23 protein-coding genes are annotated in these 24,871 nt (G+C 71.6%); 9 read left to right on the top strand and 14 right to left on the bottom strand.

From position 1 onward, the window contains the following. Positions 1-178 precede the first annotated feature (178 nt). Positions 179-1,120, bottom strand: coding sequence for an NADP-dependent oxidoreductase (locus DEI88_RS05275; protein ID WP_111011469.1), 942 nt, complete (start codon positions 1,118-1,120; stop codon positions 179-181). 112 nt (positions 1,121-1,232) lie between these two features. Between DEI88_RS05275 and DEI88_RS05270 the strand changes: the two genes are divergently transcribed. Next, entirely contained in the window at positions 1,233-1,655 is a 423-nt protein-coding gene (locus DEI88_RS05270; RefSeq protein ID WP_111071750.1) for a PPOX class F420-dependent oxidoreductase, read from the top strand. A 10-nt stretch (positions 1,656-1,665) separates the two neighbouring features. Here the strand turns inward: DEI88_RS05270 and DEI88_RS05265 are convergent, their stop codons facing one another. Further along, positions 1,666-2,199 (bottom strand): hypothetical protein, encoded by a 534-nt coding sequence (locus tag DEI88_RS05265; protein WP_111011468.1) that lies wholly within the window; start codon positions 2,197-2,199, stop codon positions 1,666-1,668. Positions 2,200-2,456: 257 nt separating this feature from the next. On the opposite strand from DEI88_RS05265, the gene DEI88_RS05260 reads away from it, so the two are divergent. Genes DEI88_RS05260 through DEI88_RS05250 form a run of 3 tightly spaced genes read left to right on the top strand, consistent with a single transcriptional unit; the run spans position 2,457 to position 4,007 of the window. Beyond that, a complete protein-coding gene (locus DEI88_RS05260; RefSeq protein ID WP_181434685.1) occupies positions 2,457-2,618 on the top strand; it encodes a hypothetical protein in 162 nt (53 codons plus the stop codon). Between the two features lie 5 nt (positions 2,619-2,623). Continuing rightward, positions 2,624-2,896, top strand: coding sequence for a hypothetical protein (locus DEI88_RS05255; RefSeq protein ID WP_111011467.1), 273 nt, complete (start codon positions 2,624-2,626; stop codon positions 2,894-2,896). A 7-nt stretch (positions 2,897-2,903) separates the two neighbouring features. After that, a complete protein-coding gene (locus DEI88_RS05250) occupies positions 2,904-4,007 on the top strand; it encodes an SDR family oxidoreductase (RefSeq protein WP_111049709.1) in 1,104 nt (367 codons plus the stop codon). A 112-nt stretch (positions 4,008-4,119) separates the two neighbouring features. Here DEI88_RS05250 and DEI88_RS05245 read toward each other — a convergent pair whose 3' ends face one another. Beyond that, a complete protein-coding gene (locus DEI88_RS05245; protein WP_258368772.1) occupies positions 4,120-5,058 on the bottom strand; it encodes a C40 family peptidase in 939 nt (312 codons plus the stop codon). Positions 5,059-5,240: 182 nt separating this feature from the next. On the opposite strand from DEI88_RS05245, the gene DEI88_RS05240 reads away from it, so the two are divergent. Together DEI88_RS05240 and DEI88_RS05235 are read left to right on the top strand one after the other, a co-directional pair. Next, on the top strand, positions 5,241-5,636 hold the full coding sequence (locus tag DEI88_RS05240) for a hypothetical protein (protein WP_111011465.1): 396 nt from the start codon (positions 5,241-5,243) through the stop codon (positions 5,634-5,636). An 11-nt stretch (positions 5,637-5,647) separates the two neighbouring features. Beyond that, positions 5,648-7,207, top strand: coding sequence for a hypothetical protein (locus tag DEI88_RS05235; protein ID WP_111071600.1), 1,560 nt, complete (start codon positions 5,648-5,650; stop codon positions 7,205-7,207). A 57-nt stretch (positions 7,208-7,264) separates the two neighbouring features. Here DEI88_RS05235 and DEI88_RS05230 read toward each other — a convergent pair whose 3' ends face one another. Further along, complete coding sequence (locus DEI88_RS05230; protein WP_111071599.1) at positions 7,265-8,374, bottom strand: hypothetical protein; 1,110 nt, start codon at positions 8,372-8,374, stop codon at positions 7,265-7,267. A 209-nt stretch (positions 8,375-8,583) separates the two neighbouring features. On the opposite strand from DEI88_RS05230, the gene DEI88_RS05225 reads away from it, so the two are divergent. Beyond that, the gene (locus DEI88_RS05225; RefSeq protein WP_258374962.1) at positions 8,584-10,254 is read left to right on the top strand and encodes an HAD family acid phosphatase; all 1,671 of its coding nucleotides are present in this window, start codon (positions 8,584-8,586) and stop codon (positions 10,252-10,254) included. Between the two features lie 100 nt (positions 10,255-10,354). On the opposite strand, the gene DEI88_RS05220 is transcribed toward DEI88_RS05225, so the two are convergent. Continuing rightward, complete coding sequence (locus DEI88_RS05220; protein ID WP_111071598.1) at positions 10,355-11,404, bottom strand: zinc-binding alcohol dehydrogenase family protein; 1,050 nt, start codon at positions 11,402-11,404, stop codon at positions 10,355-10,357. Between the two features lie 337 nt (positions 11,405-11,741). Here DEI88_RS05220 and DEI88_RS05215 point away from each other — a divergent pair, with 337 nt between their 5' ends. Further along, positions 11,742-13,307: a long-chain-fatty-acid--CoA ligase gene (locus DEI88_RS05215; RefSeq protein ID WP_111071597.1), complete on the top strand. Its 1,566-nt coding sequence runs from the start codon at positions 11,742-11,744 to the stop codon at positions 13,305-13,307. Positions 13,308-13,310: 3 nt separating this feature from the next. On the opposite strand, the gene opgC is transcribed toward DEI88_RS05215, so the two are convergent. The 8 genes from opgC to DEI88_RS05175 form a co-directional block, all read right to left on the bottom strand. Beyond that, complete coding sequence (opgC, locus tag DEI88_RS05210) at positions 13,311-15,830, bottom strand: OpgC domain-containing protein (RefSeq protein WP_258374960.1); 2,520 nt, start codon at positions 15,828-15,830, stop codon at positions 13,311-13,313. After that, positions 15,827-16,270: an ATP-binding protein gene (locus DEI88_RS05205; RefSeq protein WP_111011460.1), complete on the bottom strand. Its 444-nt coding sequence runs from the start codon at positions 16,268-16,270 to the stop codon at positions 15,827-15,829. The genes opgC and DEI88_RS05205 overlap by 4 nt, the downstream gene beginning before the upstream one ends. After that, the gene (locus DEI88_RS05200; RefSeq protein WP_111011459.1) at positions 16,263-16,595 is read right to left on the bottom strand and encodes an STAS domain-containing protein; all 333 of its coding nucleotides are present in this window, start codon (positions 16,593-16,595) and stop codon (positions 16,263-16,265) included. The genes DEI88_RS05205 and DEI88_RS05200 overlap by 8 nt, the downstream gene beginning before the upstream one ends. Continuing rightward, positions 16,592-18,580 (bottom strand): glycosyltransferase family 2 protein, encoded by a 1,989-nt coding sequence (locus DEI88_RS05195; protein ID WP_111071747.1) that lies wholly within the window; start codon positions 18,578-18,580, stop codon positions 16,592-16,594. The genes DEI88_RS05200 and DEI88_RS05195 overlap by 4 nt, the downstream gene beginning before the upstream one ends. Positions 18,581-18,588: 8 nt before the next feature. Next, entirely contained in the window at positions 18,589-19,797 is a 1,209-nt protein-coding gene (locus tag DEI88_RS05190; RefSeq protein WP_111011458.1) for a PP2C family protein-serine/threonine phosphatase, read from the bottom strand. Between the two features lie 222 nt (positions 19,798-20,019). Continuing rightward, positions 20,020-20,850 carry an ATP-binding cassette domain-containing protein gene (locus DEI88_RS05185; protein ID WP_111012780.1) on the bottom strand — a complete coding sequence of 277 codons (831 nt, stop codon included), beginning with the start codon at positions 20,848-20,850 and terminating at the stop codon, positions 20,020-20,022. A gap of 2 nt (positions 20,851-20,852) precedes the next feature. Continuing rightward, positions 20,853-21,899 (bottom strand): ABC transporter permease, encoded by a 1,047-nt coding sequence (locus DEI88_RS05180; protein WP_220037234.1) that lies wholly within the window; start codon positions 21,897-21,899, stop codon positions 20,853-20,855. Next, positions 21,896-22,990 (bottom strand): substrate-binding domain-containing protein, encoded by a 1,095-nt coding sequence (locus DEI88_RS05175; protein WP_220038124.1) that lies wholly within the window; start codon positions 22,988-22,990, stop codon positions 21,896-21,898. The genes DEI88_RS05180 and DEI88_RS05175 overlap by 4 nt, the downstream gene beginning before the upstream one ends. Positions 22,991-23,252: 262 nt before the next feature. Between DEI88_RS05175 and DEI88_RS05170 the strand changes: the two genes are divergently transcribed. After that, positions 23,253-24,449 carry an ROK family protein gene (locus tag DEI88_RS05170; protein ID WP_111071595.1) on the top strand — a complete coding sequence of 399 codons (1,197 nt, stop codon included), beginning with the start codon at positions 23,253-23,255 and terminating at the stop codon, positions 24,447-24,449. On the opposite strand, the gene DEI88_RS05165 is transcribed toward DEI88_RS05170, so the two are convergent. Next, complete coding sequence (locus DEI88_RS05165; RefSeq protein ID WP_220038123.1) at positions 24,424-24,834, bottom strand: hypothetical protein; 411 nt, start codon at positions 24,832-24,834, stop codon at positions 24,424-24,426. The genes DEI88_RS05170 and DEI88_RS05165 overlap by 26 nt on opposite strands. Between the last annotated feature and the right edge of the window lie 37 nt (positions 24,835-24,871).

Raw genomic sequence — 24,871 nt, 5'->3', positions numbered from 1 at the left:
GCCGTCACGCTCCGGTCCGCGGCCGACGGCCTCCCGCCGGTCGTCGGGGATGCGTCCCGCTCGGGTTCACCCGTTCGGTCACCCGGACGCACCGAGCCGCGTCATCACGGCGACGGCGCGGGTACGACGAGGACCGTGCCCCCGCCCACCCGCGCTCGCGCCGCCTCCCGGCCCGGTGTCACCAGACGAGCACGAACCGTCCACGGACGCCCCCGGCCTCCATGCGCCGGTGGGCGTCGCGGGCGGACTCCGGGTCCGCGGCGGGCAGGACCTCGGCGACGCGCAGGGTGAGCAGGCCGTCCTCGACGTCCTGCCGGAGCCGGTCGAGCTTGTGTCCGGAGTGGTACTCGTCGAACACCATGACGCGCTCGAACCGGATGCCCCGTTCGCCGTTGCCCGGCCAGCCGCGCACGGCGACGAAGACGCCCCCGTCGCGGATCGCGGGGACGACCTGCTCGTGCAAGAGCGCGGTGTCCGCGAGACCGTCGACCCCGTCGGGCACGATCGCCCGGATCCGGTCGACCACCCCGTCCCCGCGTTCGACGACGTGGTCGGGACCGAGCGACTCGACGAGCGCACGGTCCTTCTCGGCGGCGTCGGCGATCACGACGAGTCCGGCCTGCTTCGCGAGCGGCACGAGGTACGTGCCGAGGGTCCCGGCGGCTCCGGTCACCATCAGGGTCTGGCCGGGCTCGAGGTGCATGAGCTCGAGGATCCGCACGGCCGTCAGCCCGTTCATCGGGAGCGTGCTGGCCTGCTCGAAGCCGACACCCGCGGGGATCCGGGCGATCGAGTCCGGCGCGGCGACGAGGTGCTCGACGTACGCTCCCCCGTGCTCGCGCAGCGGCAGCGCGATCGCCATGACCTCGTCACCCGTCTGCCACTGGTCGACGCCCTCGCCCACCTCGTCCACGATGCCGGCCGCGTCCATGCCGGGCACGTAGGGGGGCTGCGCACCGCCGAGGTCGCGTCCGCCACCACGAACGCCGGCGTCGGTCGGGTTGACGGCGAACGCCCGCACCCCGATCCGGACCTCGCCCGGGCCGGCGTGCGGCTCCGGGACCTCGTGGACGGCGAGGGCCTCGGGCCCTCCGAACTCCTGCACTCCGATGACTCGCATGCCCCAGGTCTACCGCGGCCACGGTCCTCCACACCCAGCGGCGGCCCGACCGGACGTCGAGGGCGCGGCTGCGAGGATGACGGGGACGGATCCCACGACGAACGGAGACCACATGTCCCTGCCACCGCTCCCCGACGACGCCGTCGCGATGCTCCAGCAGCCGAACCCCGCCGTCATCGCCACCCTGCGGTCGGACGGCACGCCCGTCACCGCGGCCACCTGGTACCTGTGGCAGGACGGCCGGGTCCTCGTGAGCATGGACGACAGCCGTGTGCGCCTCAAGCACCTGCGGCGTGACCAGCGCGTCAGCCTGACGGTCCTCGCCGAGGGCGACTGGTACACCCACGTCACCCTGATCGGCCGGGTGGTCGAGTTGTACGCCGACGACGGCCTCCGGGAAATCGACCGCATCTCGACCCACTACACGGGCGGCGCCTACCCGAACCAGGTCCGTCCGCGCACCACGGGCGTCATCGAGATCGACCGGTGGACGGGCTGGGGCGCGATGAAGGACAACGACCAGCCGACGACCTGACGGACATCGCTCAGCCGAGTCCCGCGAGACCCGTGCGGTCCGGGATCGTGAACCGCAGGTCGGGCAGCCAGGCCGCCGGGTCCTTCCAGCGCGGTGCCATCGGGAGCCGTCCGAGCCGCTTCCGGACCGCCCAGGCCGAAGCCGGCTCGGGCAGCACCCGTCGCGGCCCCTCGACGGCGAGCGCCCCGAACCACCAGTGCCGCCAGGTGCCCTCGACGGACTCCGGGTCGAGCACGACGTAGTAGTCCGGCATGACGCGGTGGCCCGCGGCGAAGGCGGCGAGCGCCGTCTCGACCTCGAGCTCGAGCGTGCCGAGCGTGCTGCGGTCGTCGAAGAACTCGACCCACGCGGCGGCGACGTGCGCCAGGGGGTCGGCGTCGTGGACGACGTACGTCCCGTTCGATGCGCTGATCCGCGCGGTGCCGTCGGCGTCCGCCTCGCCGAGTCGGAGGGCGTCGACCCCGCGGAGTGCGCCGAGTTCGTCGAGGAGGCCCGTGGCACCGGCACCGACGAGCGCGATGATCGTTGCGGTCTGGACGGCCATGCCCCACTCTACGTCCACACGTCCCACGCGGCGGCCGTGCGCGGAGCCGGGCCGCCGGACCGGTTGCCGCCCAGGACCTGACGGCGAACGAGAGCCGCTGCGCGAAGCACCCAGGCCAGGTCCCGCATCGAACGGACGAGAACCGACATTCTGCCCCTCATCCGAGGTACGGTTGGCGCTACCAGACAGAAGTCGGGAACTGCGTCAGGGCAGTCCCGGCATCGTCACGACCGCGCATGACGACAGGGATGATGGGCATGAGCTCGTACGAGTCCGAACCGGGCGTCGCACCGGTCCGCATCACGACGTTCAAGCGGCAGCGCAAGCTGTGGCGCCGCGGGTACGCGCTCGAGACAGGGCACGACGATCGCTACGAGGACTTCTTCCGCGACTCGTCCGCGTTCCGTCGACGGGACTGATCGACGTGGACGGCTGGCCGGACACCCACCGGCTCGGGCGGGCGGCGTCGCTCCCCGTGGACGCGCCGCAGCGCACGATGACGCCGTGCTTCGCCGCGAGCGGGCAGTGGATGCTCCGGACCCATGCGATCCCCCGACAAGCGGTCGCTGGGCTCCTCGGGTACTCCGAGGTGCAGAGTGGGTTCGACGAGATCGTGTCGATGCAACCCGAGGTCGGGCTGCTCTGTGCCGGCGTCCGGAACGCCGCGCGCACGATCGCAGGAGCCGACGAGACCTAGGACGCCCATGACGACCGAGACCACCGCCCCGACGAACGACGCGGTCCTGGTCGCCGGCGCCGGCGGCGTCGTCGGTCGCAGTGTCGTCGAGCACTTCGCCCGCACCGGTGTGACGACGCGGGGCATCAGCCGCCGGGCGCCGCAGGGCGTGTCCGGTTGGACCCACCTGCCGGTGGACCTGCTCGACGCCGACGCCGCCGTCGAGGGGCTGCGCCCGGCGTCCGACACGACGCGCCTCGCGTTCGCCGCGTACATCGAGAAGGCGGACCTCGCGGAGCAGATCGGCCCGAACGTGGCACTCCTCGAGCACACCCTCGACGCACTCGACCGGCTCGGCGCTCCGCTCCGGCACGTGACGCTCTACCAGGGCATGAAGTACTACGGCGCCCACCTCGGCCGGTTCACGACGCCCGCCAAGGAGGACGACCCGCGTCTCCTCGTGCCGAACTTCTACTACGACCAAGAGGACCTGCTGCGTGAGCGTGCGGCGCAGCGGGGGTTCGCGCTCACGGTGTTCCGGCCCGAGGCCGTGATGGGCTACGCGCAGGGCACGCCGATGAACCTCCTCATGGCGATCGGCACCTACGTCGCGATGACCCGCGAGCTCGGTCTGCCGCTCCGGTTCCCGGGGCAGCGCGAGACGTACGACCGGATCCTGTACCAGATGACGGACGCCGAGCTCCTCGCGCGCGCGACGGACTGGGCCGGTTCGGCGCCGACCGCGGCGGGCGAGGCGTTCAACATCACCAACGGCGACGTCGTGCGGTGGAGTCACCTCTGGAAGCGACTCGCGGACCACTTCGGCCTCGAGCTCGGCGAGCCGCAGACGCTCCCCCTGGCGACCGTGATGCCACCGCGCGAGGACCTGTGGAACCGCATGGTGGAGCGGCACGGTCTCGTCCCGACCCCGTACACGGAGCTCGTCGACTGGCGGTTCGGGGACATGATCCTCGGCTCGACGTGGGACAACGTGTCGAACGTGATCAAGCTCCGGCAGGCCGGGTTCGGCGAGTGCCACGACAGCGCCGACCGTCTCGTCGAGCTCCTCGACGACCTCGGTCGTCGGCGGATCCTGCCGGCCGCACCGGGCGTCGAGGTCCAGCCGGTCTGAGCACGATCGGCGCGGACGCCGGGAGGTGCGGATCGGCCTGGTCCCGCGCCTCCCGACAGACACGATCCCGGGAGGTCCGGGGCGCGCCGGTCCCGCGCCTCCCGTCCGCCGGTCAGTCGGCGGGCAGGACCCGCGCGAAGTGGTGCGGGGCGGAGAACATCGGGATGATGTCGACGGGTTCGCCCGGGTGCGGTGCCTGGATCACGAGGCCGTTGCCGAGGTAGAGGCCGATGTGGGCCTCGCTGTCGTAGACGACGAGGTCGCCGGGCTGCGCCTCGGACTCGGGGATCGTCGTCGCAGCGGCGTCCTGGGTCGGCACGTAGTGGACGAGCGGGATCCCGACCGACGCGTACGAGACCATGACGAGGCCCGAGCAGTCGATGCCCGCGTGGGTCGCGCCGCCCTCGACGTACGTGTCGCCGAGGTAGGTCAGCGCGGTCTGGATGACCTGCGCACGCTTGCCGCCGGCGCTCAGGGCGTCGACGATCGCGCTCTGCGCGCCGGAGACGGTCGCACCGCCGCTGACGACGACCTCGGTCGGGGCGGGCGCGGCGATGATCGTCGTGCCGTCGTGCTCGATGACGGGGAGCGTGATGTCCCGCGACACGGTGTACTGCTGTGCGCCGGGGGTCGACGAGGTGACGGCCGCGGCGGCGCTGCTCAGCGTGTCCGCGTTGGCGGGGAGCCCGAACGCGATGCACGACGTCATGGCGAGGATCGGGGCGACGATGAGCGAGAGACGCTTCGCGCTCACGGCACGGCGCTCGTGACGGAGGACCGGGGCGGCGACGGCCGGGGCGGTCGCGACGACCGGCAGGGCGCGGGCGGCGGTGACCCGACGGACCGCGGCCAGGCGGGCTGCGGCGTGGTGGGCCTCGGCACGGCGGATCTCGGCCCGGCGGCTCGCCTCGGCGGGGCGGTGCTCGGCGAGGGGCGAGGCGACGACGACGACGCGCTCGGCGACGGTTGCGGTGGGACGGGGACGAACGGCGCTGGTGTCGGCACGTCGGGTGCGGCGGTCCTCGACGGGGAGCGCGTGTCGTCCTGCCATGTGTCCCTTCCTCGTCCCGCCGAGCGCGGGACACGAGAAGATAACGTATTGGTAACCGTCTGACGGTCGCCCTGGCAGCGGGCCGTGCGCGCCTGCGGGTCTCCACAGGCTCGATGCGATCCGTCCGGTGACGCGCGATCTGGGGGATGACCGAACGCCCGGCGCCTCCGTACGGTGACGACATGCCCGTCATCCGCCGATGGAACACCACCGCGAGCGACCGGATCTGGGCGGCGCGCATCGGCCCGGAGAACGCCCGCCGCCTGGCCGGCGTCCGCCTGCCGGCCTACCGCGCCCTCGCCGCGTTCATCGTGCTCCTCGTCGTCGCCGCGGCCGCCGCCGCCCTGGCCCCCGCACCGGTCGGCGTCGTGGTCGCCGCCCTCGCCGTGCTCGCCGGCTCCGCCGTCGTGGGCGTCGGGGTCCGACCGCTGCGCGCGGAGGGACACGCACTCGCGGTGCGCCTCCGGGACCTGGGCCACCGGGTGGACCGCGACGCACCCCTCAACGACGGCGGCGCGTTCGACCGCTGGGCCGCGCGGAACGGACTGCCGCGGGAGCAGCTCGTCACTCCGTGGTGAATGATCGTCGGATGCGCTTCCTGCCGCCCCTGACCGGTCCCCGCATCACGGCCGCCGCGGTCGGGATCGCCGTCGTCGCCCTGATCGCCTGGCTGTGGGGTCCGCAGGTCGCACACGGCGTGGTGCGCACGGGTGTCGCCGGTGCGTTCGTCCTCATCCCCCTCGTGGTGCTGGCCGCGCTCGTGCTCGTGGGACTCCGCGTCCGGCCGTCGCTCCGGGCCGTGCTCGCGGCCGCGCTCGTGCTCGTCTTCGCCGGCTCCGTGGTCGCCTGGGTCCGGCACGCGTACGACGTCGACCGGTTGTACGTCGCCGACGTCCGGACCGTCGACCACCCGGCACCGAGCTTCGCCGAACGTTCCCCGTACGACGTCGCCGCGACCTCGTCGACCAAGAACCTCGGCGACACGACGGGCACGGCGCTACCGGTCAAGTCGCTCACCGACCAGCGCAGCCACGGACTGTGGGACGCGCTCGTGCAGCGCCGCGGGTTCCTCGCCGGGTACGAGAGCGTCCAAGTCCAGGACATGCCCCTGTTCGGGCAGACCGAGCCCGACCAGGTGACGACGTGCGACTTCACGCGCACCGCACGGCTCCGCGTCGGAGGGTCCCTGCCGACCAACTCGCTCACCCGCGCGATCGACGCCGCGACCCCGCCGACCGTCGGTTTCGACCCGACCGACGTCTACGGGTACTGCGACGGCCGGGCCCCCGATGTCGTCGTGCCGTTGACGCAGGTGCACGGGTTCTGGGACACGTCCTACGACTTCTTCGGCGACGCCCTGTACAACGGGCGGACGGGCGAGGTCCGCATCGTGACCCGCGCCGCCGACCTCCCCGGCCCCGCGTACCCGCAGTCCCTGGCGAAGCGACAGCGGACGGCCCTGCGCGCGCTCGGGTCGTTCGGCGACTACTGGTTCCACCGCTCCGGGTACGAGGACACGTCGGACGACTCGGACAACCCCGACTCGTTCAACCCGTCCGAGCTCGGACTGCGCCGCGCGAGCGACGCCCACGCCACGTACGTCACCCCGCTCACCCCGCCCGGGTCGTCGTCCTCGGTCGTCGCGCTCTCCGTCGTCGACGCCTCGGTCGGTCACGCCGGCAGCCGCAACCCGATCACGGTCTACGAGTACGAGAAGGGGTCCGCGCGGCAGGCGAACTCGTCGGTGGCCTCGACCATCAAGACCACCTACAGCTACCTGCCCGACTGGGCGAGCGGGCTCAAGATCTTCGAGATCGTGCCCGGAGCGCGGAACCAGTGGGTCGCCTCCATCGGGCAGTCCCAGGGCGTCGTCTACCGGGCCGTCATCGACGCTGCGGGCGCGGCCACGCTGTACGACGCGAACGGCGACGTCGTGACCCGATCGGGCACGGAGTCCGCGGGGACGGACGGCGGGACCGGTGCCTCGGGCTCGAGCGGAGCCTCCGGATCGGCCGAGTCCCCGGACCTGTCGAAGCTGACGCCGCAGCAGCTCCGGGACCTGGCGCAGGCGGCGCTGAACGAGCTCGCCAAGCGGGCGGAGTCGTCGGCCCCGCCGACCACGGCGCCGTCACCGACGCCCGGCGGCTGAGCCGCAGGAACGACGAACGGGAGGCGCTGCGCACGACAGCGGAGTGCCTCCCATCCGTCACACCCCTGCGTGGGGCTGCGGCGGAGCGGTCGAGACGACGTTCGCGGCCGCGACCCCGTCGTCACCGCCGTGGTCGTCGAGGAGGTCGGCGTGCGCGACGGCGTAAGCGCGAGCGCGACGCATCCGCACGACCGCCGCGGGGATGGCGACCGCGGCCCCGACGACCAGGACCCCGAGGTAGACGATGCCGAGCCGCGTCATCCCGTCGAGGGTCAACGACAACTCGTTGCAGGCGATCCCGGCGTACAACAGCGCGAAGTACCCGATCTGCAGCCCGAGGACCGTCGGGACCGTCGAGGCGTACCGCGCCGCAGCCCGTTGGTCCGCCGCCGAGAGGTCGAGGGCCTTCCCACGGAGGACGACCTTGTTGAACTGCCGGAGGCGTGCGAGATCGCGGCCCGCCGCATCCCGCAACCGGCGCTGGAGCGGCACGACCAGGACGACCATCACGATCGCCGGGACCATGAACGTCATCGCCGCCCCGAGGAGTCCCGTCGTCGCGAGGTCGAGACCACGCTCGCGCCCGAGGACCGCATCGACGACGACCCACGCCGACGCGAGGACCACCATGCCAGCGAACACCACCGACACGATCAGGAGCTTCCGACGGATCAGACCGGGGTCCACGGGTTGCCACCGGTAGGGCGACGCCAGTGGGCGCTCGGCGCGCCGGAGGCGGTCACCGAGCGGTCTCGCGACGACGAGCAGCAGCGCGGTCACGAGCGCGACGAGCACGGGCACCCACACGGGTCCGCCCGCGACCACCGTCGCGACGACGAGCAGGCCGACCGCGGCGAGGTCGACCGCGAGCACGACGACGCCCGCCCGACGCAGGTACCGACCAGCGTCGGGCGAGGACCGTCGATCCCAGAACGTGTTCCACGACCCGAGGAGCAGCGGACCGTACACGATGAGGGCGACGCCCGTGCCGGCCGCCACGACGAGACCGTCGGGGCCGCCCCGCAGCTGGATCGCCACGAGCAGTGCTCCGCCGATGCTGAGCACCGTCGACACGAGCACGCTGAGGATGTACGCGAGGATGCGCATGGTCCTGCCTCCCGGCAGCGCCGTCGGGTCGGCGCCGCCGTCGTCATCCTGCTCCGCCACGCGATCGGGTGGAACGACACCTTGACGCATCCTCAGGCTCCGGATCGCTCGTCGCCTCGGCGAATTCATGCTCGTTCCTGTGCCGATCCCCAGGTATCGTGCCGAGCACACCCCCGAACGGGGTGCATCCACGAGAACGGTAGAACCAGTTGCGCAGACATCAGGGGATCAGCAGCTCCACCACCGCCGTCCGACTCACCGTCGTGGGGGTGACGACCGTCGGCCTCGTGCTCGGGTCGACACTCCTGGGCGCCGGGGTCGCGACCGCGTCGCCCGTCGTCGGGCACCACACCACGACGATCACGCCGGACCACCGTCAGGGCGGGGTCGGCAGTGGCGCCGACCGGGCACTCGCACCACGGACGCAGTTCACGATGGCGCCCGACGGCTCCTCGGGCGCGACCCAGGGTGGCGAGGGCATCCCGAACATCGACTCCGTCAAGAAGACGATCGCGACCTACTACGGCGACCCGGGCACGGGCATCGCCGACAAGACCGACAGCCCCTACATCCGCGAGATGGCCGCCATCGTGCGGCGGGAGAGCGGCCAGCTCCAGCGCCAGTACGACGCCGCCGTGGCCGCGGGCGAGAAGCCGGCCATCGTGCTCGACAGCGACGACACGACGCTGTTCACGTACGACATGGAGGTCGGGGACATGCACTTCACGTTCTCGCCCGCCGAGCAGGACGTCTGGGTGCAGGGCGAGCGATTCCCCGCGACCCCGTCGATGGTGTCGTTCGTGAACCGGGCGGCGGCGATCGGCTACACGATCTTCGGCGTCACGGGCCGCAACGACGACCAGAAGGCCGCGACCCTCGCCAACCTGTCGAAGGACGGGTACGACGGATTCACGTCCGACGACTTCTTCACGAAGTGGACCGGCGTCGGTGCCTCCCAGCAGCCCTCGTACGTCACGTGCGTCGCGACGTGCACGACGGTCGAGTTCAAGGCGGGGACGCGCAAGCACATCGAGCAGGACCTCGGCTACACGATCACGCTCAACGTCGGCGACCAGTACTCCGACCTGCAGGGCGGGTACGCCGAGCACACCCTCAAGCTCCCGAACCCCACCTACTACCTCCCCTCGGCGGACCTGCCGGGGGTCTCGGAGCCCTGGCTGGCACCCCGGACGCACTTCACGATGGCACCCGACGGCTCATCGGGCGCGACGCAGGGCGGCGAGGGCATCCCGAACATCGACTCCGTCAAGAAGACGATCGCGACGTACTACGGCGACCCGGGCACGGGCATCGCGAACAAGTCCGACAGCCCCTACATCCGCGAGGTGCGGTCGATCGTCGCGCGACAGGCGCCGGTCGTGGTGGCGCAGTGCGCGATCGCGAGGGCCCGGCACCGCAACCCGGCGATCGTCCTCGACGCCGACGACACGACCCTGTGGACGTACGACATGGAGGTCGCGGACATGCACTTCACGTTCTCGCCCACCGAGCAGGACGTCTGGGTGCAGGGCCAGCGGTTCCCGGCGACGCCGTCGATGACCTCCCTCGTCGCGGTCGCCCGTGCGGCCGGTTGCACGGTCATCGGGCTGACGGGCCGGAACGAGGGCCAGCAGGCAGCGACGATCGCGAACCTGCGGAAGGTCGGGTACCCCGAGTTCGCCGCGACGCAGCACGGCAACCGGACCTACTACACGAAGTGGACCGGCATCGGTGCCTCGCAGCAGCCGCCGTACGTGCACTGCGCGACCGCGTCCTGCACGACGATCGAGTACAAGTCGCAGACGCGCGCCCACATCGAGTCGGCTGCGGGCGGCCGGTACGACATCGTCAGCAACTGGGGCGACCAGTACAGCGACCTCATCGGCGGCTCGGCCGACCGGTCGGTGAAGCTGCCGAACCCGACGTACTACCTGCCCTGACCTCCGGCGGGTCCCGATGACGGGAGGCGGTGAGCACGACGGCTCGCCGCCTCCCGTTCGTCATGGGTCGGGCCGCGCGCGGAGCGCCAGGAGCGCGCGCTCAGTCGACGGTGACGACGAGTTTCCGCGCCGAGACACCACGCCGCAGCCGGGCGAGCGCCTCGGGGACAGCAGCGATCCCGTGCCCCACGACCTCGCGCTCCGGAGCGGCGACGTAGCGGCCCGTCGCCAGGGCCTGCGGCAGGAACGCCTCGTAGACGAGCGGACCCACCTGGCTGACCAAGGGCGTTCCACCCCAGATCGCGGAGACGGTGATGCCCTCGCGCCGTGCGGACCGCGCACGGAGTCGCGTCGCCGGGGTGGGGTAGGCCGAAGCGAGGCGCCGACTCCCCGCGGTGGCGCGGACGACGCGGAGGGTGCGGGTGAGCGAGCCCGCGCCGATCGCGATCGTCCCCGCGAGCGGCCGGTCGCCGATCGCGTCGGTGATCCGCCGCTCGGCGTCCGGGTCGTGGTAGTCGAACACCTGCTCGGCGCCGAGTCCGCGCACGAGGTCGTGGTTCCGATCGGACGCGGTCCCGAGGACGTCGTACCCGGAGGCCCGCGCGAGCTGGACGGCGTTGCACCCGACGCTCGTCGACGCACCCCACACCAGGACGACTGCTCGACGCGGCTCGGGGTCCAGGGAGGGCCCGGCCAGGCCGAGCTGGTCCGGCTCGTACAGGCCGGCCGCCGCGGTCGTCAGTGCGAGCGGCAGCACCGCGGCGTCCTCGAGCGGCATCGACGCCGGGACCGGGGCACAGTTGCGCTCCTGCAGCAGGACGAATCGTTGGAAGGCGCCCTCGGCAGCGGCGTTCCGGTGTCGCTCCTGCCCCGCGGCGGAACCGAGCACGCGCGCCCCGATCCCGAACCGCCGCACGTCCGGTCCGACGGCGACGACCTCGCCGGCGACGTCCGAGCCGAGTACCGCCGGGTACCGCAGCCACGGCGTCACGAACGGACGCGCGAGGCCGGACATCGCGTCGACCGGGTTCACGGCGACGGCACGCACCCGCACGACGATCTCCCCCGGCCCCGGGGTGGGCATCGGCGCGGGGCCGATCCGCAACCGCCCGACCGGACTCCGCAGCCAGACGGCCTCGTTCTCCACCATGAGTCAGCTCCTCCACTTGACGACACGCAATGTCATCACCCTGCACCATGACACTCCGTGTCGTCAATGGTGTGTTGTCGATGCGATCGGGACCCCGCGGGCCCGGACCGTCTGCAGCGTCGCGTCCGGGAGGCACGGGTCGGCCGGTCCGACGCCTCCCGTTCGCGGGATGGTCGCGCGACGGACGCGGCTGGCAGGATGAGCACAGGGCATCGCCACGCCGGCCACCGGAGGACCAACCATCCCCGGAACGCGGAGTCGGGACACCGTCGATGGCCGCAGCCGTCCTGCGCCCCTGGGAGGGGCCGTCGACGCGCACCGCGATGAGGAGGAGACCATGCCCGATCCCGGACTCGGGACGATGAACGTCGCGGCGATCGCGGCCGAGGGAGCGCGGCGGCACCGGTCGAAGGCGGCCGTGATCACGGCCCTCCCGGACGGCGGTACCGAGACCCTGACGTACGCGGACCTGTGGGAACGGGTCCGCGCGATCGCGGGTGCGCTGCGGGCGCAGGGCGTCCGACCCGGCGACCGCGTCGCCGTCATGCTCCCGAACATCACGGAGTTCCCGTGCGTGTACTTCGCGGTCCTCGCCATGGGCGCGGTCGTCGTGCCCGTGCACCTGCTCTTCAAGCGCGACGAGATCGCCCACGTGCTCCGGGACTCGGAGGCACGGGTGCTCGTCGCGTCGGCGTCGATCCTGCCGCAGGCCGGACCGGCGGCCCGCGACGTCGGCGCGTTCGTCGTGGCGGTCGGGGCCGCGTCGGCGGCGGAGGTCGGCGCGGACGTCACGCTGGCCGAGTTCGAGGGCGGTGCGGACCCGATCGACGAGTACGTCGCGGTGAACCCGCTCGAACCGGCGACGGTCCTGTACACGAGCGGCACGACGGGGACGCCGAAGGGTGCCGTCGGCTCGCACTTCGCGCTCATGGAGCAGGTGAACGTGTCGCTCATCGACCTGTTCGACCTGCGACAGGAGGACGTCGTGTTCGGCGGCCTGCCGCTGTTCCACACGTTCGGGCAGACGGTCGTCATGAACACCTCGCTCCGCCGGGGCGCGACGATCGTGCTGCTGCCACGCTTCGATGCGGCGACGGCGCTCGACCTGTGCGTCCGGCACCGCGTGACGGCGTTCGACGGCGTGCCGACGATGTTCATCGCCCTGCTCGAGGCCGCCCGCGACACCACGGAACGGCCACCGCTGCGCTTCTGCATCTCCGGCGGCTCCGCGTTGCCCGAGGCCGTGCTCGAGCGGTTCGAGGCGACGTTCCGCGCACCCATCCAGGAGGGCTACGGCATGACCGAGACCTCGCCTGTCATCGCCGTGAACCCGAAGGGCGTCCCGAGCCGTGCCGGGAGCGTCGGACTGCCGATCTGGGGCGTCGACGTCGTCATCGCGGACGCGGACGTCGAGGACCGCATCGTGCCCGTCGCCCCGGGCGAGACCGGCGAGCTCGTCGTGCGCGGACACAACCTGTTCAAGGGCTACCTCGGTCAGCCCGAGGCCACGGCCGCAGCCATGTGCGACGGGTGGCTCCGCACGGGCGACATCGGCACGATGAGCGCTGACGGCTACGTGACGATCGTCGACCGCAAGAAGGACATGATCATCCGGAACGGCTACAACGTGTACCCGTCCGAGGTCGAGTCGGTGCTCCACCGGCACGAGGACGTCACGTCGGCGGCGGTGTTCGGCGTGCACCACGACGTGCACGGACAAGAGGTCCACGCGGCGGTCGTGCTGCGCGACCCGGACGCCGACGTCGCCGCGATCGACGCGTTCATGCGCACGCGCGTGGCCGCGTTCAAGTACCCGCGGGTGTTCCACGTCGTCGACTCCCTGCCGCTCGGGCCGAGCGGCAAGGTGCTCCGGCGCGCGCTGTCGGCGACGTACTCCGCCTGACGGCTACCGCGGGATGACCGCGAACAGGAACCGCTTCCGCACCATGTACCAGCTGAGCAGGATCATCGCGGTGTGGATGAGCGTGCCCTCGAGGACGTTCGACGGGTCGAGGCCGGGGATCGACGCGATGAGCAGCACGAAGAACACCTGCCACACGAACACGTAGAGGCTCGCCTGCCCGAGCGGGATCCACAGCCAGCCGATCGCGGCGTTGATCGGCTTCCAGAACACGGTGAGCACCGCGTACGACACGACCGCGAAGAACGCGATGTCGACGAGCCGGCCCCACTGCAGGTCGACGCGCTGGTACGCCGTGTTGTACAGCTCGTCGTACATCCCCGCGGGGAACGGCGTCGGGGTGAACCCGGCCACGTGACCCGCCCAGACGTAGACGAGGAACCCGGCGTACCCGACGACGCCGATCGCCATGAGCAGCTTGCCGACACGGCTCGTCAACGCGGCCACGATCCGCCGGCGGTAGTACCCGAGCACGAGCCCGTGGGTGAACACCACCTGCCAGGTGAAGAGCGGGAACACGGCCTCGAACTGCGACGGCAGCGGCGACAGGTCGGGGCGCACGGCATCGAGCACGTAGAGCGCCCAGCTGACGACGAGCAGCGCCCACCACGCACGGCGCCGGATGATCCACATGAGCACCGGGATCGCGATGCTGAGCACCACGAAGAGCCCCATGATGTTGAACGGCCACGGGCCCATCTCGAGGAGCAGGAACTGCCGGACGGCGTACCAGGGCGGCGGGTAGTCGAGCAGCCGCATGGCGTTCGGGTAGAGGTCGTAGACGCGGCCTTCCGCGCCGACCCCGCCGGTGCCCGTGCCCCGGTCCGTGAACGTCGTGATCGCCGACGCCTTGAGGAACGGCACGAAGCTCAGCGCGAAGACGACGAGGATCACCCCGAGCGTGACGAGGTACTGCTTCCGGGCGCGCCGCCACGCGTTCACCGCCGAGGCCCACTCGCCGAACCGCGCGACGCCCAGCGGGTAGACCATGCCGAGCACGAGTCCGCTGAGGAACACGAACATCTCGGCGCCCGTGATCGCGCCGATCGCGTGCAGGGTGAGGTACGAGTAGGGCCCGGCGAGCTCGACGTGCGTGATCACGACCGCGAGGATGATGAACCCGCGGAACAGGTCGATCCGGAGGTCGCGCCCGGGCTTGCCGTCGTCGTCGTACCGCCAGGACGGCGCGAGCCGACCGACGAGCCCGGACAGCAGGAACGCCAACGCGAGCACGACCGCGCACGCGACGATCCAGGCCATCTGGTCGCCGCCGGTCTCGAGCTGCTGGTTCGTCGCGGCGCTGCCCTGCTGTGCGGTGACGCGGTCCGTGACGGGCCCGAACACGAATCGTCCGGCGTCCTGCAGATCGGTCCGGAACGACCCGGCGATCCCCCGGACCGCCGTGTCCCGCCAGTCGGCGACCCGGTTGCCCGCCTCGGGTTCCTTGCGGTCTGCCTCGAGCCAGGTGACGCCGCGGACGAGCGGGTGGCTCGGCAACGCGGCGATGACCTGGCGCCACCAGCCCTGCTTGACCGTCAGCTCGGCGGCCCCGCTGAGCGAATGGACGTACAGCGCGCCGGTGTCGAGCAACAGCGGCCGGTGCTCCCCGACCGCGAACCGCTGGTAGAAGGTGCGGTCCTGGGGCTGGGTGTACCCCCAGGACTCGTCGAAGCGTCGGTCGACCTCGCCCGCGACGGGTGCCGCGTTCTGCGAGAGCGACACCGATCGGCCCGCCGCCGCGGTCGCCTTGCCCTTGCCGAAGAAGAACATGGACAGACCGACCCAGTCGACCGAGGCGCTGCCCGGCCAGTACGGCGCGTACGGGTCGTCCGCCTCGGTCAGGCGGTCGTCGTGGTTCGTGTCGAGTGCCGCGATGTCCATCGCGTTCGCCGAGGCGAGGCGACCGGCGGCCTCGCCGAACGGGTAGCCGGAGCCGTAGGAGGGTGACCAGACCATGCGGGCCTTCGACGTCCCCGCGTGGACGACGCGTGCGAGCTGCCGGAAGGCGCTGACGAACTCGGTCGGCTGCTGCCCCCACCGGACCCAGGTGCCGTTCATCTCGGGCGCGAACCGGACGAGCTGCTCCGTGCCGTACTGCTTCCGGACCTGCTCCAGGAGTCCGTCGGCGCGGCGGGCGTCGGCCGCGTCCAGTCGTGCCAGGGAGGTCCTCGGTTCGAAGCTCACCACGAGGACGGCGCCCTGCGCGGCGGCCTGGCGCGCCGCGGTCCGCCACTGCTGGGCGGCGCGCGCGTCCACCGGGTAGTCGACGTCGATGCCGTACATCGACGGCGTCCCGCCGAGTCGGCCCGCGTACCCGTCCGGGGCGTCGTTCGCCCAGTCGAGGTCCGGCCCGAACCAGGTGCCGGACCCGCGCGGGGTCCCCGACGCAGTGACGCCCGCGGGTGACGACCGGGTGGCCGCCGACGCGACGGGCGCCGTCCCCCCGAGCACGAGCACGGCGATCGCGATGACCAGGGCCACCGCGCGCGTCGTGCGCCGCTTCATCGTCGACACACGAGTGTCCAGATGTTGCGGCCGTGTTCGTGGCGGTAGTCGAGCCGCTCGAGGCTCGCGAGCGCCAGCGCGAGGCCGCGACCGCTCTCGTCCTCGATGTCGGCCATGGTGACGGCCGCGAGATCGATGTCGGCGGGCAGGCCGTTGTCCTGGAACTCGGCGACGAGGACCTCGTCCGTCGCGTCGAGGTCGAGCGTGTAGCGGCGGCCACCGACCTCGGCGTCGCTGCGCCGCGAGTGCTCGACGATGTTGGCCGCGATCTCGACGATCGCCGTCTCGAACGAGAACCGCGTGGCGATCGCCGCCTCGTCGCCGAGCTCGGTCCACCAGTGGTCGAACGCGTCCTGCAGGGTCTCGATGCTCTCGAGTGTCGCGGGCACGTCGATGTGCACGCGTCGACCACCGGTGATCGGGGCGGGCTGCTCAGTCACGGAGGGCGTCCTCGACCGATGCGCGCGGCTGGAGGATCCGGTCCAGGTTCGTCAGGCGGAGCACCATCGACACCTGCTCGGACGGCGCCACGAGGCGGAGGTCGCCGCCTGCCTGTCGCGCCGACTTGAGCAGGGACACGAGCGCGCCGAGCCCGGACGAGTCGACGAACGTCGTGCCGGAGAGGTCGACGACGAGCATCTGGTCCCCCGCCTCGAGCCGCTCCGTGGCGACCGCACGGAGCTTCGGTGCCGATGCGACCGTCAGCCGGCCCTTCGGCGTCAGGACGACGCCGCCCTCGACGGGTTCCACGTCCACGGTGATCATGCTGTCTCTTCCTTCTCCCGGAGCGCATCCGGCCCCGTGTAGCGAACGGCCCGGATGACGATGCTGAAGATCGCGAGGTCGAAGACGACCCATGCCGAGTTGATGAGGGGGGCGATGCCGTGCGCCTGCCCCGCCGCGTAGCGGACGGCGACGAGCACGAGCGCAGCGACGAGGCACCCCATGGCGACGAGCTGCGGCCGCACGAGGTCCCACCGGTGGCCGGTGAACTCCTGTTTCGTCTTCGGGGTCACGCGGAACCCGAGCGGCTGCCCGAGGTACACGTTGCGGAACGCGGACGTGACCGACTCGATCCAGACCGGGAACAGCGCGAGCGAGTACTGCTGCCCGCGCCACGTCGGGCGTCCGGCCGCGACCACCCAGAACAGCACCTGGTTGAGCACGAGGAACGGGATGAGCCGCGCGAAGAAGTCGACGCTGTACGCCTGGACGGGCACCACCCCGAACGCCAGGCAGAGCACCGGCGCGGCGATGTACACGACCGCGGCGAACCCGGAGAGGTAGCTCCACATGGTCGAGAAGTACATGAGGCGCTGCGCGAACGACAAGCCCCGCTGCACGAGCGGGTTCTCGCGGAAGAACACCTGCATCGTGCCCTGCGCCCAACGGAGTCGCTGCGTCAGCATCGTCGGCAGGTCCTCGGGGGCCAGCCCGCGTGCGAGGAGCTCGTCGTGGTACGCCGACCGCCAGCCGAGGCCGTGCAGGCGCATCGCGGTCGCCATGTCCTCGGTCACCGAGATCGTGGCCAGTGGCATGATCGCCTGGGCCTCGTCGCCACGGCTGACGTCGAGCGCGCCGACGAGGAGCGAGATCGCCTCGATCGCGACGATCGGCGACGCGTCGCGCTGGCCGAGCAGGTCGAGCGCGGAGTCGTCGATGGCGGCGAACGTGTCGGCCTCCACGGACAGCGCGGCGAGCTCCGCGAGGTCCTGACGCATGGCGGCGAGGTCGGCGCCGGCGAACCGGAACGCGATCGCGTCGATGCCGCGCTGGAACCGGTAGGTCACGTCGGCGATGCCGTCGCCGTTCGCGAGCTCGGCGCGCGCGCGGTCGACGATCGCCCCGGCCTCGTCGAGCGCCTGCAGCACGCGCGGCTGGCCCTCGGCCTCCTCCCGTGCCCGCGCGAGCAACCGGCGCGAGGTGCGGATCGCGCGGTGCACGCCCTGTTCGACCTCGTCGACGTACCGGGACACGCCCAACTGCATCAGGGCCTCCCGGCGGAGGATCGCGTTCGACCCGCAGAAGAAGGCGGCGTTCCAGCCGTCCTTCGACTGCTGGATCGGTCCGTAGAAGAGCGGCGCCTGGCTGCCGAGCACGTCGGACTCGGGGACGTTCTCGAACCACTGCGGCGTCTGCACGAGCGCCATCCGCGGCTCCTTGAAGTACCCGAGGGTGCGGTCGAGGATGCGCGGGTCGGGCACCTGGTCGGCGTCGAGGATCAGGAGGAACTCCCCCTCGGTCGCCAGCAGCGCGTTGTTGAGGTTGCCGGCCTTGGCGTGCCGCGGCCGGTCGATCCAGTCCGACGACCGGGTGATCACGCCGATGCCCATGGCCTCGGCGGCCTCGCGGATCTCCGGCCGCGCGCCGTCGTCGAGGATCCACGTCGTGTGCGGATGCCGGATCGCCACCGCGGCGAGCGCCGTGCGCATCACGAGCTCGACGGGTTCGTTGTACGTCGTGATGAAGACGTCGACCGTGACGTCCTCGGCGGGTGGGGCTGGTGGTTCGCCGCGTTCGCGGATCCGCCAGGCGCCGAACGCGAACAGGAGCGAGTCGATGACGCTGTAGGTCTCGGCGAGGATGAGCGGCACGGCGATCCACCACGAGTGCCAGTTGACGGAGGCGACCCAGCGCCATCCGACGTAGTCCGCCCCGGCGAGCGCCGCGAGGACGACGACGACCCGGATGGTGACGAGCCGCCGACGCGAGGTCGTGTGCTCGAGGAGCCGCCGGTCCCGGCGGGTCATCTCGAGGGTCACGGGCGATACTCCGCGACCACGACGGTGACGTCGTCGAGCGGCACCCGCTCGGCGCTGAGTGACCGGATGCGTTCGACGAGGGCGTGGATGTCGGCCGCCTCGCGCGTGTAGCCGGCGAGCTCGTCCGGCCAGACGATCTCGTCGTCCAGCACGTCGAGCACCCCGTCACTCACGAGGACCAGGCGGTCGCCCGGGTACAGCGTCGTCGTCTGCGCGGTGTGTGGCTGCGGCAGGATCCCGATCGGGAGGCCCGTGCCGGTGAGCTGCTCGGCCGTCCCGTCCGCGCGCACGAGGATCGACAGGCCCGCGCCGGCGTCGACGTAGGCGAGGCGCCCGGTGTCCAGGTCGATGGTGGCGTGGAAGTAGGTCACGAAGGCGTTCGTGCGCTGGAGGTCACCGGTCATGGCCCGTTCGATGCGGTCCACGGCCGCGCCGAGCGAGACCTCGTCGGTGATCGAGGGCACGATCGTCCGGGCGGCGGCACGGGTGGCGGCCCCGAGGATCGCCGCCGCGGTGCCCTTGCCCATGACGTCGCCGATCGCGACGTGCACGAGGCGGCCGACGACACCGTGGTCGTAGTAGTCGCCGCCGACGCCGAGCGACGGGATGCAGACGCCCTCGACGCGGACCTCGTCCGTGACGAGCGGCCGCTCCGGCAGCAGGGCCTGCTGCGTGTCGCGCGCGCGCACGGCTTCGGCCTCGGCGAGGAGTTCCTCCTGGGCCCACGCAGCGAGGTCGGTGAACTCCTGCATCTCGCGGGGGGAGAGCGTCCGCGGCTCCTTGTCGATGAGGCAGAACGACCCGACGACGTTGCCGGAGGCGTCGGTGAGCGGGTGCCCGATGTAGAAGGCGAGTCCGTTCTCGACGAAGGGCCGGATGTCGGCGAACCGGGGGTCGAGGCGCGCGTCGTCCGTCGTGATGACCTCGCCCGTGTCGGTGACGAGCTTGCAGGGGGTGTCCCCCCGGCCGGACTCGGCGTCGTCGAACCCCGCGCGGCCCATGTAGAGCGCGCGGTCCCGGTCGATCACCGTGACCGAGGACATCATCACGCCGAACATGGCGCGCGCGATCCGGGTGATCCGGTCGAGGCGCGGATTGCGGTCCGGTTCGGTGAGCCCGAGGCTCTCGACGGCGCGCTGCCGTCGGTCCTCGCGCACGCGGGGCTGGTCGGTCGTCGCGTCGTCGAGGGTCGGTTGGGTCCCCACAGCGCATGCCTCCTGATCACGAGCACACGGAAAACGGTGGCGCGTCCGGGCGGGACCTCCAGGGGGTCCCGGTCGACACGTGCCGCCCGCGCCGGCCGATGGCTTCGGATCGAGCGCGTACCACTCTGTCTACCGCATGATCGGGTGCCGTGCGCACTGTGCGGGGCGCGCCGGGGCCATCTCGCCCCTGGACTGGGGCAGACCAACCGGGCCGCGCCGCCGCTACCGCACCTCGTCGAGCAGCCGCCCCCGCCCCTCGGCCAGTCGTCCGCCGCGCCGGTACTCCTTGGCCACCATGTCGAGGACCTCCTCGGCCGAGACCTCGTCGGTGCGCTTGTCGAGGGTGATCTCGCCGTGCTGCAGCAGGTTGACGCGGTCGCAGACGTCGAACACCTGCGTGTAGTTGTGCGCGATGAGGATGATCGACACCTCGCCGCGTTCGCGGAGCATCGAGATGAAGTCGAGGATGATGCCACCCTCCTTCGCACCCATGGCCGCGAGTGGTTCGTCGAGCAGCAGGATCCTCGCGTCGGAGTACACCGATCGCGCGACCGCGATCGCCTGCCGCTGGCCGCCCGACAGGTTCGCGACCTCGTCGTTCACCGACGCGATCCGGATCCCGATGTCGTCGAGGTACCGGCGGGCGTTCTCGCGCATCTCCGAGCGGCGGAGGAAGGGCCCGCGCCGGAGCTCCTTGTTGAGGTAGAGGTTGAGGTACACGGGCAGCGTGTTGACGAGCGCCAGGTCCTGGAACACCGTCTCGATGCCCCGCTCCCGCGCGTCGCCGATGCCGGTGAACGTGACCGGGTCCCCGTTGAGGAACAGCTCGCCCTCCGTCGGCTGGTGGTACCCGGTCAGGATCTTGATGAGCGTCGACTTGCCCGCGCCGTTGTCGCCGATGAGCCCGAGGACCTCGCCCTTGCCGACGTGCAGGTTGATGTCGCGCAGGGCCGTGACGGACCCGAACCGCTTGCTGACGTGCCGTGCCTCGAGGGCCGGTGGCGTGCCTCCCGGCGTGCGGTCGGTCGTGCCCGTACCCGTGGTGGTGGTCATGGCTACTGCTCCTTCGCTCGCTGCCGGAAGCGCGCGAGGTAGATGTTGAGGATCATCGCGAGCAGGATCGCCGCGCCCTCGACGATGACGAACGTGGTGGCGGAGATGCCCTCGATGTTGAAGCCGTCCTGGAGCACGGCCAGGAGCAGCGCACCGAGGAAGGCGCCGACGACGGTGCCGGAGCCGCCGATGAGCGACGTCCCGCCGAGCACCGCGGCCGCGATCGCCATGAACATGAGGTCGTTGCCGCCCGCGTTGGGGTCGAACGACTTGGCGATGTTCGTGCCGTCGAGGATGCCGGCGAGCCCGGCGAACAGCGACGTGAGCATGAACGCCCGGATCTTGACGCGCCGGACCGCGATGCCCGCCTCGGAGGCGCCGACGAGGTTCGCGCCCGTGGCGATCGTGTGCACGCCCGACCGGGTGCTCGTCAGCACGACCTGCATGACGATGACGATGAGCACCGCCCAGATGAGCTCGGACCACTGGTACCCGCCGAACACCGCGACGAGCGCGCCCTTCGTGGGGGCCGGCAGCGGTGTGCTCCCCGCGATGGCGAGGGCCACGCCGTGCAGGCCGTACAGCGTCCCGAGCGTCGCGATGAACGACGGCAGCTTGAGGTACTGGTTCACGACCCCGTTGAACAACCCGATGAGCGTCGCGACGACGAGCGCCAGTAGGAGCGCCGTCCACAGCGGCATCGCGTCGGCGAACGTCACCATGAGGATCGGCGTCAGCGCGAACGTCATGCCCGCGGACAGGTCGATCTCGCCGCAGATGAGCAGGAACACCTCGCCCGCCGCGATGATCGCCGCCGCGCTGAGGAAGTTCGCGATGTTGCCGATGTTCGACCCCGTCAGGAACGCGTGGTTCGTCGCGGCGAAGTAGATGATGAGCGCGACGTCGACGACGAGCACCGAGAACTCGCGGATCCGGAGCACACCCCCGAGCGGCCCGCCGCGGAGGCCGCGGCGAGCCGGTCGGGGTGCGGACGACATGGGTGCCGGGGTGGGCGACTCCGTCTGGAGGCCGATGGCGTCGTCGCTCACGACGTGAGGTACTTCTGAGCGGACGAACTGCCCTCGAACCGGTTCGTCGACTTGAGGTACGGCTTCACGTTCTTCTTCGTGACGAACTTGAGGCCGGTGTCGGTGAGCGGTGGTGCGACGAGCGTGCCCGACAGCTTGTACAGGTACAGGTACAGCGTCGGCAGGAACCCCTGCAGGTACGCGGACTGGTCGATCGTGAAGCTGAGGATGCCGTGGCGGATCGACTTCTCGGTGGAGGCCAGGAGGTCCCACCCGCCGCCCTTGTAGCCCTGCGATGCCAGGTCGTACTTCTTCATGACGTTCGCGACGCCCTGGGTGCTGCCCGCATCGACCGCGAACAGGCCCTTGTAGTCCTTGTTCCCGGTGTAGAACGCGTCGATCGCGCTCTGCTCCTTGCCCTCGTCGGCCCCGGTGGCGATCTGCTTGACCTGGAACCCCTTGTTCGCGGCCTTGAGCGCCTCGATCGCACCGTCCGCTCGCGGCTGGATGTTGAGGGCGCCCGGCGTCGCGATGAAGATCGCGATCTTGCTGCCGTTCGGCAGGAGCTTCGCGATGTGCTCGCCGGCGGCCTGCCCCGACGCGTACAGGTCCTGGCCGATGTAGTTGAGCCGCGCGTTCCCGGTGACGTCCGCGTTGTAGGACACGACGGGGATCCCCGCGGCGAGCGCCTTCTTGACGGGCTCGTTGAAGGCGGTCTTGTCGACGAGTGACACGGCGATGCCGTCGACGCCGCCGCTGACCGCGGTGTTGAACGCGCTGACCATCTGCGACACGTTCGAGGTCTCCGAGCCGGTCCACTGGGGCTTCGGCAGGCCGAGCATCGAGGCGGCGTCGGCGAGTCCGTACTGCGTGGCCTGGAAGAACGTGTTCGTGGTCACGTGGTTGATGAACACGAACTTGAACCCGGGCGTCGACGGGAAGTTCCCTGCCTTCCCGGCCGCGCTCGCCATGTCCCCGCCGGAGAACGACAGCAGGCCCGACGCCAACGCGGCGGCACCTGCCAGTCCCGCTCCGCGGACCAGTCCCCTCCGGCTCGGGCCAGGCCCGGCCCCCATCGCCGCAACTGCGTTCTCGACCGCGTCGTCTTCCACGGATACCTCCTCGTATCGGGCTGCGTGCGGCACCGACGACGAGGACGTCGTCGGTGTCCGACGCGTCTCCCTCCGCGCTTCGGTGCCACGGATTGGGGCATTCCTAGACCCGGTCTCTCCGGGCGGTCAAGAAAGCTGAGCGAACGTTCCCATCCGTTGGTTCGTGAACAGCGCTCACACAGGCTTGTCCCCCGAAGGAGGCCCGATCGCCGAACGAAAACGATGTCGGTGCTCGATCGGGCGCGGTCGCTACGATCACGGGATGGCGGAAGCGAGCGCATCGCAGGCGCGGCGGAAGGACCTGGGACGTCACCAGAACCTCACGTCGCTGCTCCGTCGTGTGCACGCCACGCCCGCCACCAGGAGCGACCTGACCCGGTTCAGCGGTCTCAACCGCTCGACGGTCGCCGGGTTGGTCGGCGAGCTCGTCGACCGCGGGCTCGTGGTCGAGGACGAGGTCCGTGGCGCGGGATCGGTCGGCCGTCCGAGCCCCACGGTCCGGCCCGCCGACCGGGCGGTCGGGATCGCCGTGCACCCCGAGATCGACGCCGTCCGGGTCGCCGCGGTGCTGCTCGGCGGCCGCGTGGTCCGGCGCGTCCGTGTCGACGTGGACCAGCCCCCGACACCGGAACGCGTCGCCTCCATCGCCCAGGAGGCCGTGGCCGCCATCCGCGCGGACCTCCCGCCCGGTGCCGTGGTCGTGGGCGCGGGCGTCGCCGTCCCCGGGCTCGTGCGCGTCGCCGACGGGGTCGTCCGCCTGGCGCCACACCTGGACTGGCACGACGTCCCACTCGCCGCCCAGCTCGCCTCGGCGCTGGACATGCCGGTCCGCGCCGCGAACGAGGCCTCGCTCGGGGCCGCGGCCGAGTGGGTGTTCGGCGCCGGCCGGGGTGCGGACGACCTGCTCTACGTCAACGGCGGGGCGAGCGGCATCGGCGGTGGGATCGTCACGGGCGGCGTGCCGCTGCTCGGCGCGAGCGGCCACGCCGGTGAGATCGGCCACGTCTCGATCCGGACGGACGGGTCGCGGGACAGCGCCGGCCTGGTCGGGACCCTCGAGGCCGCGGTGACCCGGGCTCGGCTCGCCGCGGTGCTCGACGTGCGCGAACCCGACCCCGACACCTTCGAGCGGATGCTCCTCGCCGCGACCGAGGGCGGCAGCAGCCGGTCGAGCGCCGTGGTCGCGGAGGTCGAGCGCCAGATCGACACCCTCGCGATCGCGCTCGCGAGCGTCGTGAACGTGCTCGGCTCGGAGCGGATCGTCCTCGGCGGGTTCCTGGCAGCCCTCGCGGCGGCCGACGGTCCGCGCCTCCGCAACGCGTTCGACGCGCACCTGCTCGCGCCGCTCGTCCCCGACGTGCAGATCCGACGGGCCGAGCTCGGCGCGGACATCCTGCTCATCGGCGCGGCGTCGCTGCCGCTCGAGCACGTGCTCACCGAGCTGCCGACGCTGGGCTGAGCCCCTCGACCGACCGCTCCAGCCGCGGGGTCGCGATGCCGAGCGCACGTGCGGTGGCGAGCATGTCCTCCAGCACGGCACGGGGCTCCGCCGCGTGGGGATCGGTGTGTGCTGCCAGGCTCGCCCGTGCGATCGGGAGCAGGCGGGTGGCCCACGCCGCCGATGCGGCCGACATCCCGGGGAACCGAGCGGGCGTCGTCGCGCCGCGGTGGCGCCCGATGTCGACCCCCCGCGCCGCGAGGACCGGGAGGAGCTCCCGGCTCGTCAGGAACGCCCCGCGAAGCGCGCGGCGATCTCCGATCATGGCCGCCAGGCCGCCGCTCGTCAGCGCTTGGGAGAACATGCCCGCGTCCATGACGAAGTGCGACCACAGCCATCCGCGCATGTCCGGCTCGTCCCGGACCACGAGTCCCGCCTGCTGC

The sequence above is a fragment of the Curtobacterium sp. MCBD17_003 genome (genome assembly GCF_003234885.2).
Classification (GTDB): Bacteria; Actinomycetota; Actinomycetes; order Actinomycetales; family Microbacteriaceae; genus Curtobacterium.
Note: the sequence above shows the minus strand (reverse complement) of the source record. Positions and strands in the feature narration are given on the sequence as shown.

Coding starts and splice junctions, on each gene's coding strand:
- DEI88_RS05250 (WP_111049709.1), top strand. CDS start 2,904: ATGACGACCGAGACCACCGCCCCGACGAACGACGCGGTCCTGGTCGCC.
- DEI88_RS05260 (WP_181434685.1), top strand. CDS start 2,457: ATGAGCTCGTACGAGTCCGAACCGGGCGTCGCACCGGTCCGCATCACG.
- DEI88_RS05165 (WP_220038123.1), bottom strand. CDS start 24,834: ATGCGCGGATGGCTGTGGTCGCACTTCGTCATGGACGCGGGCATGTTC.
- DEI88_RS05220 (WP_111071598.1), bottom strand. CDS start 11,404: ATGGTGGAGAACGAGGCCGTCTGGCTGCGGAGTCCGGTCGGGCGGTTG.
- DEI88_RS05245 (WP_258368772.1), bottom strand. CDS start 5,058: ATGGCAGGACGACACGCGCTCCCCGTCGAGGACCGCCGCACCCGACGT.
- DEI88_RS05240 (WP_111011465.1), top strand. CDS start 5,241: ATGCCCGTCATCCGCCGATGGAACACCACCGCGAGCGACCGGATCTGG.
- DEI88_RS05275 (WP_111011469.1), bottom strand. CDS start 1,120: ATGCGAGTCATCGGAGTGCAGGAGTTCGGAGGGCCCGAGGCCCTCGCC.
- DEI88_RS05200 (WP_111011459.1), bottom strand. CDS start 16,595: ATGATCACCGTGGACGTGGAACCCGTCGAGGGCGGCGTCGTCCTGACG.
- DEI88_RS05170 (WP_111071595.1), top strand. CDS start 23,253: ATGGCGGAAGCGAGCGCATCGCAGGCGCGGCGGAAGGACCTGGGACGT.
- opgC (WP_258374960.1), bottom strand. CDS start 15,830: ATGAAGCGGCGCACGACGCGCGCGGTGGCCCTGGTCATCGCGATCGCC.
- DEI88_RS05235 (WP_111071600.1), top strand. CDS start 5,648: ATGCGCTTCCTGCCGCCCCTGACCGGTCCCCGCATCACGGCCGCCGCG.
- DEI88_RS05195 (WP_111071747.1), bottom strand. CDS start 18,580: ATGACCCGCCGGGACCGGCGGCTCCTCGAGCACACGACCTCGCGTCGG.
- DEI88_RS05215 (WP_111071597.1), top strand. CDS start 11,742: ATGCCCGATCCCGGACTCGGGACGATGAACGTCGCGGCGATCGCGGCC.
- DEI88_RS05265 (WP_111011468.1), bottom strand. CDS start 2,199: ATGGCCGTCCAGACCGCAACGATCATCGCGCTCGTCGGTGCCGGTGCC.
- DEI88_RS05185 (WP_111012780.1), bottom strand. CDS start 20,850: ATGACCACCACCACGGGTACGGGCACGACCGACCGCACGCCGGGAGGC.
- DEI88_RS05270 (WP_111071750.1), top strand. CDS start 1,233: ATGTCCCTGCCACCGCTCCCCGACGACGCCGTCGCGATGCTCCAGCAG.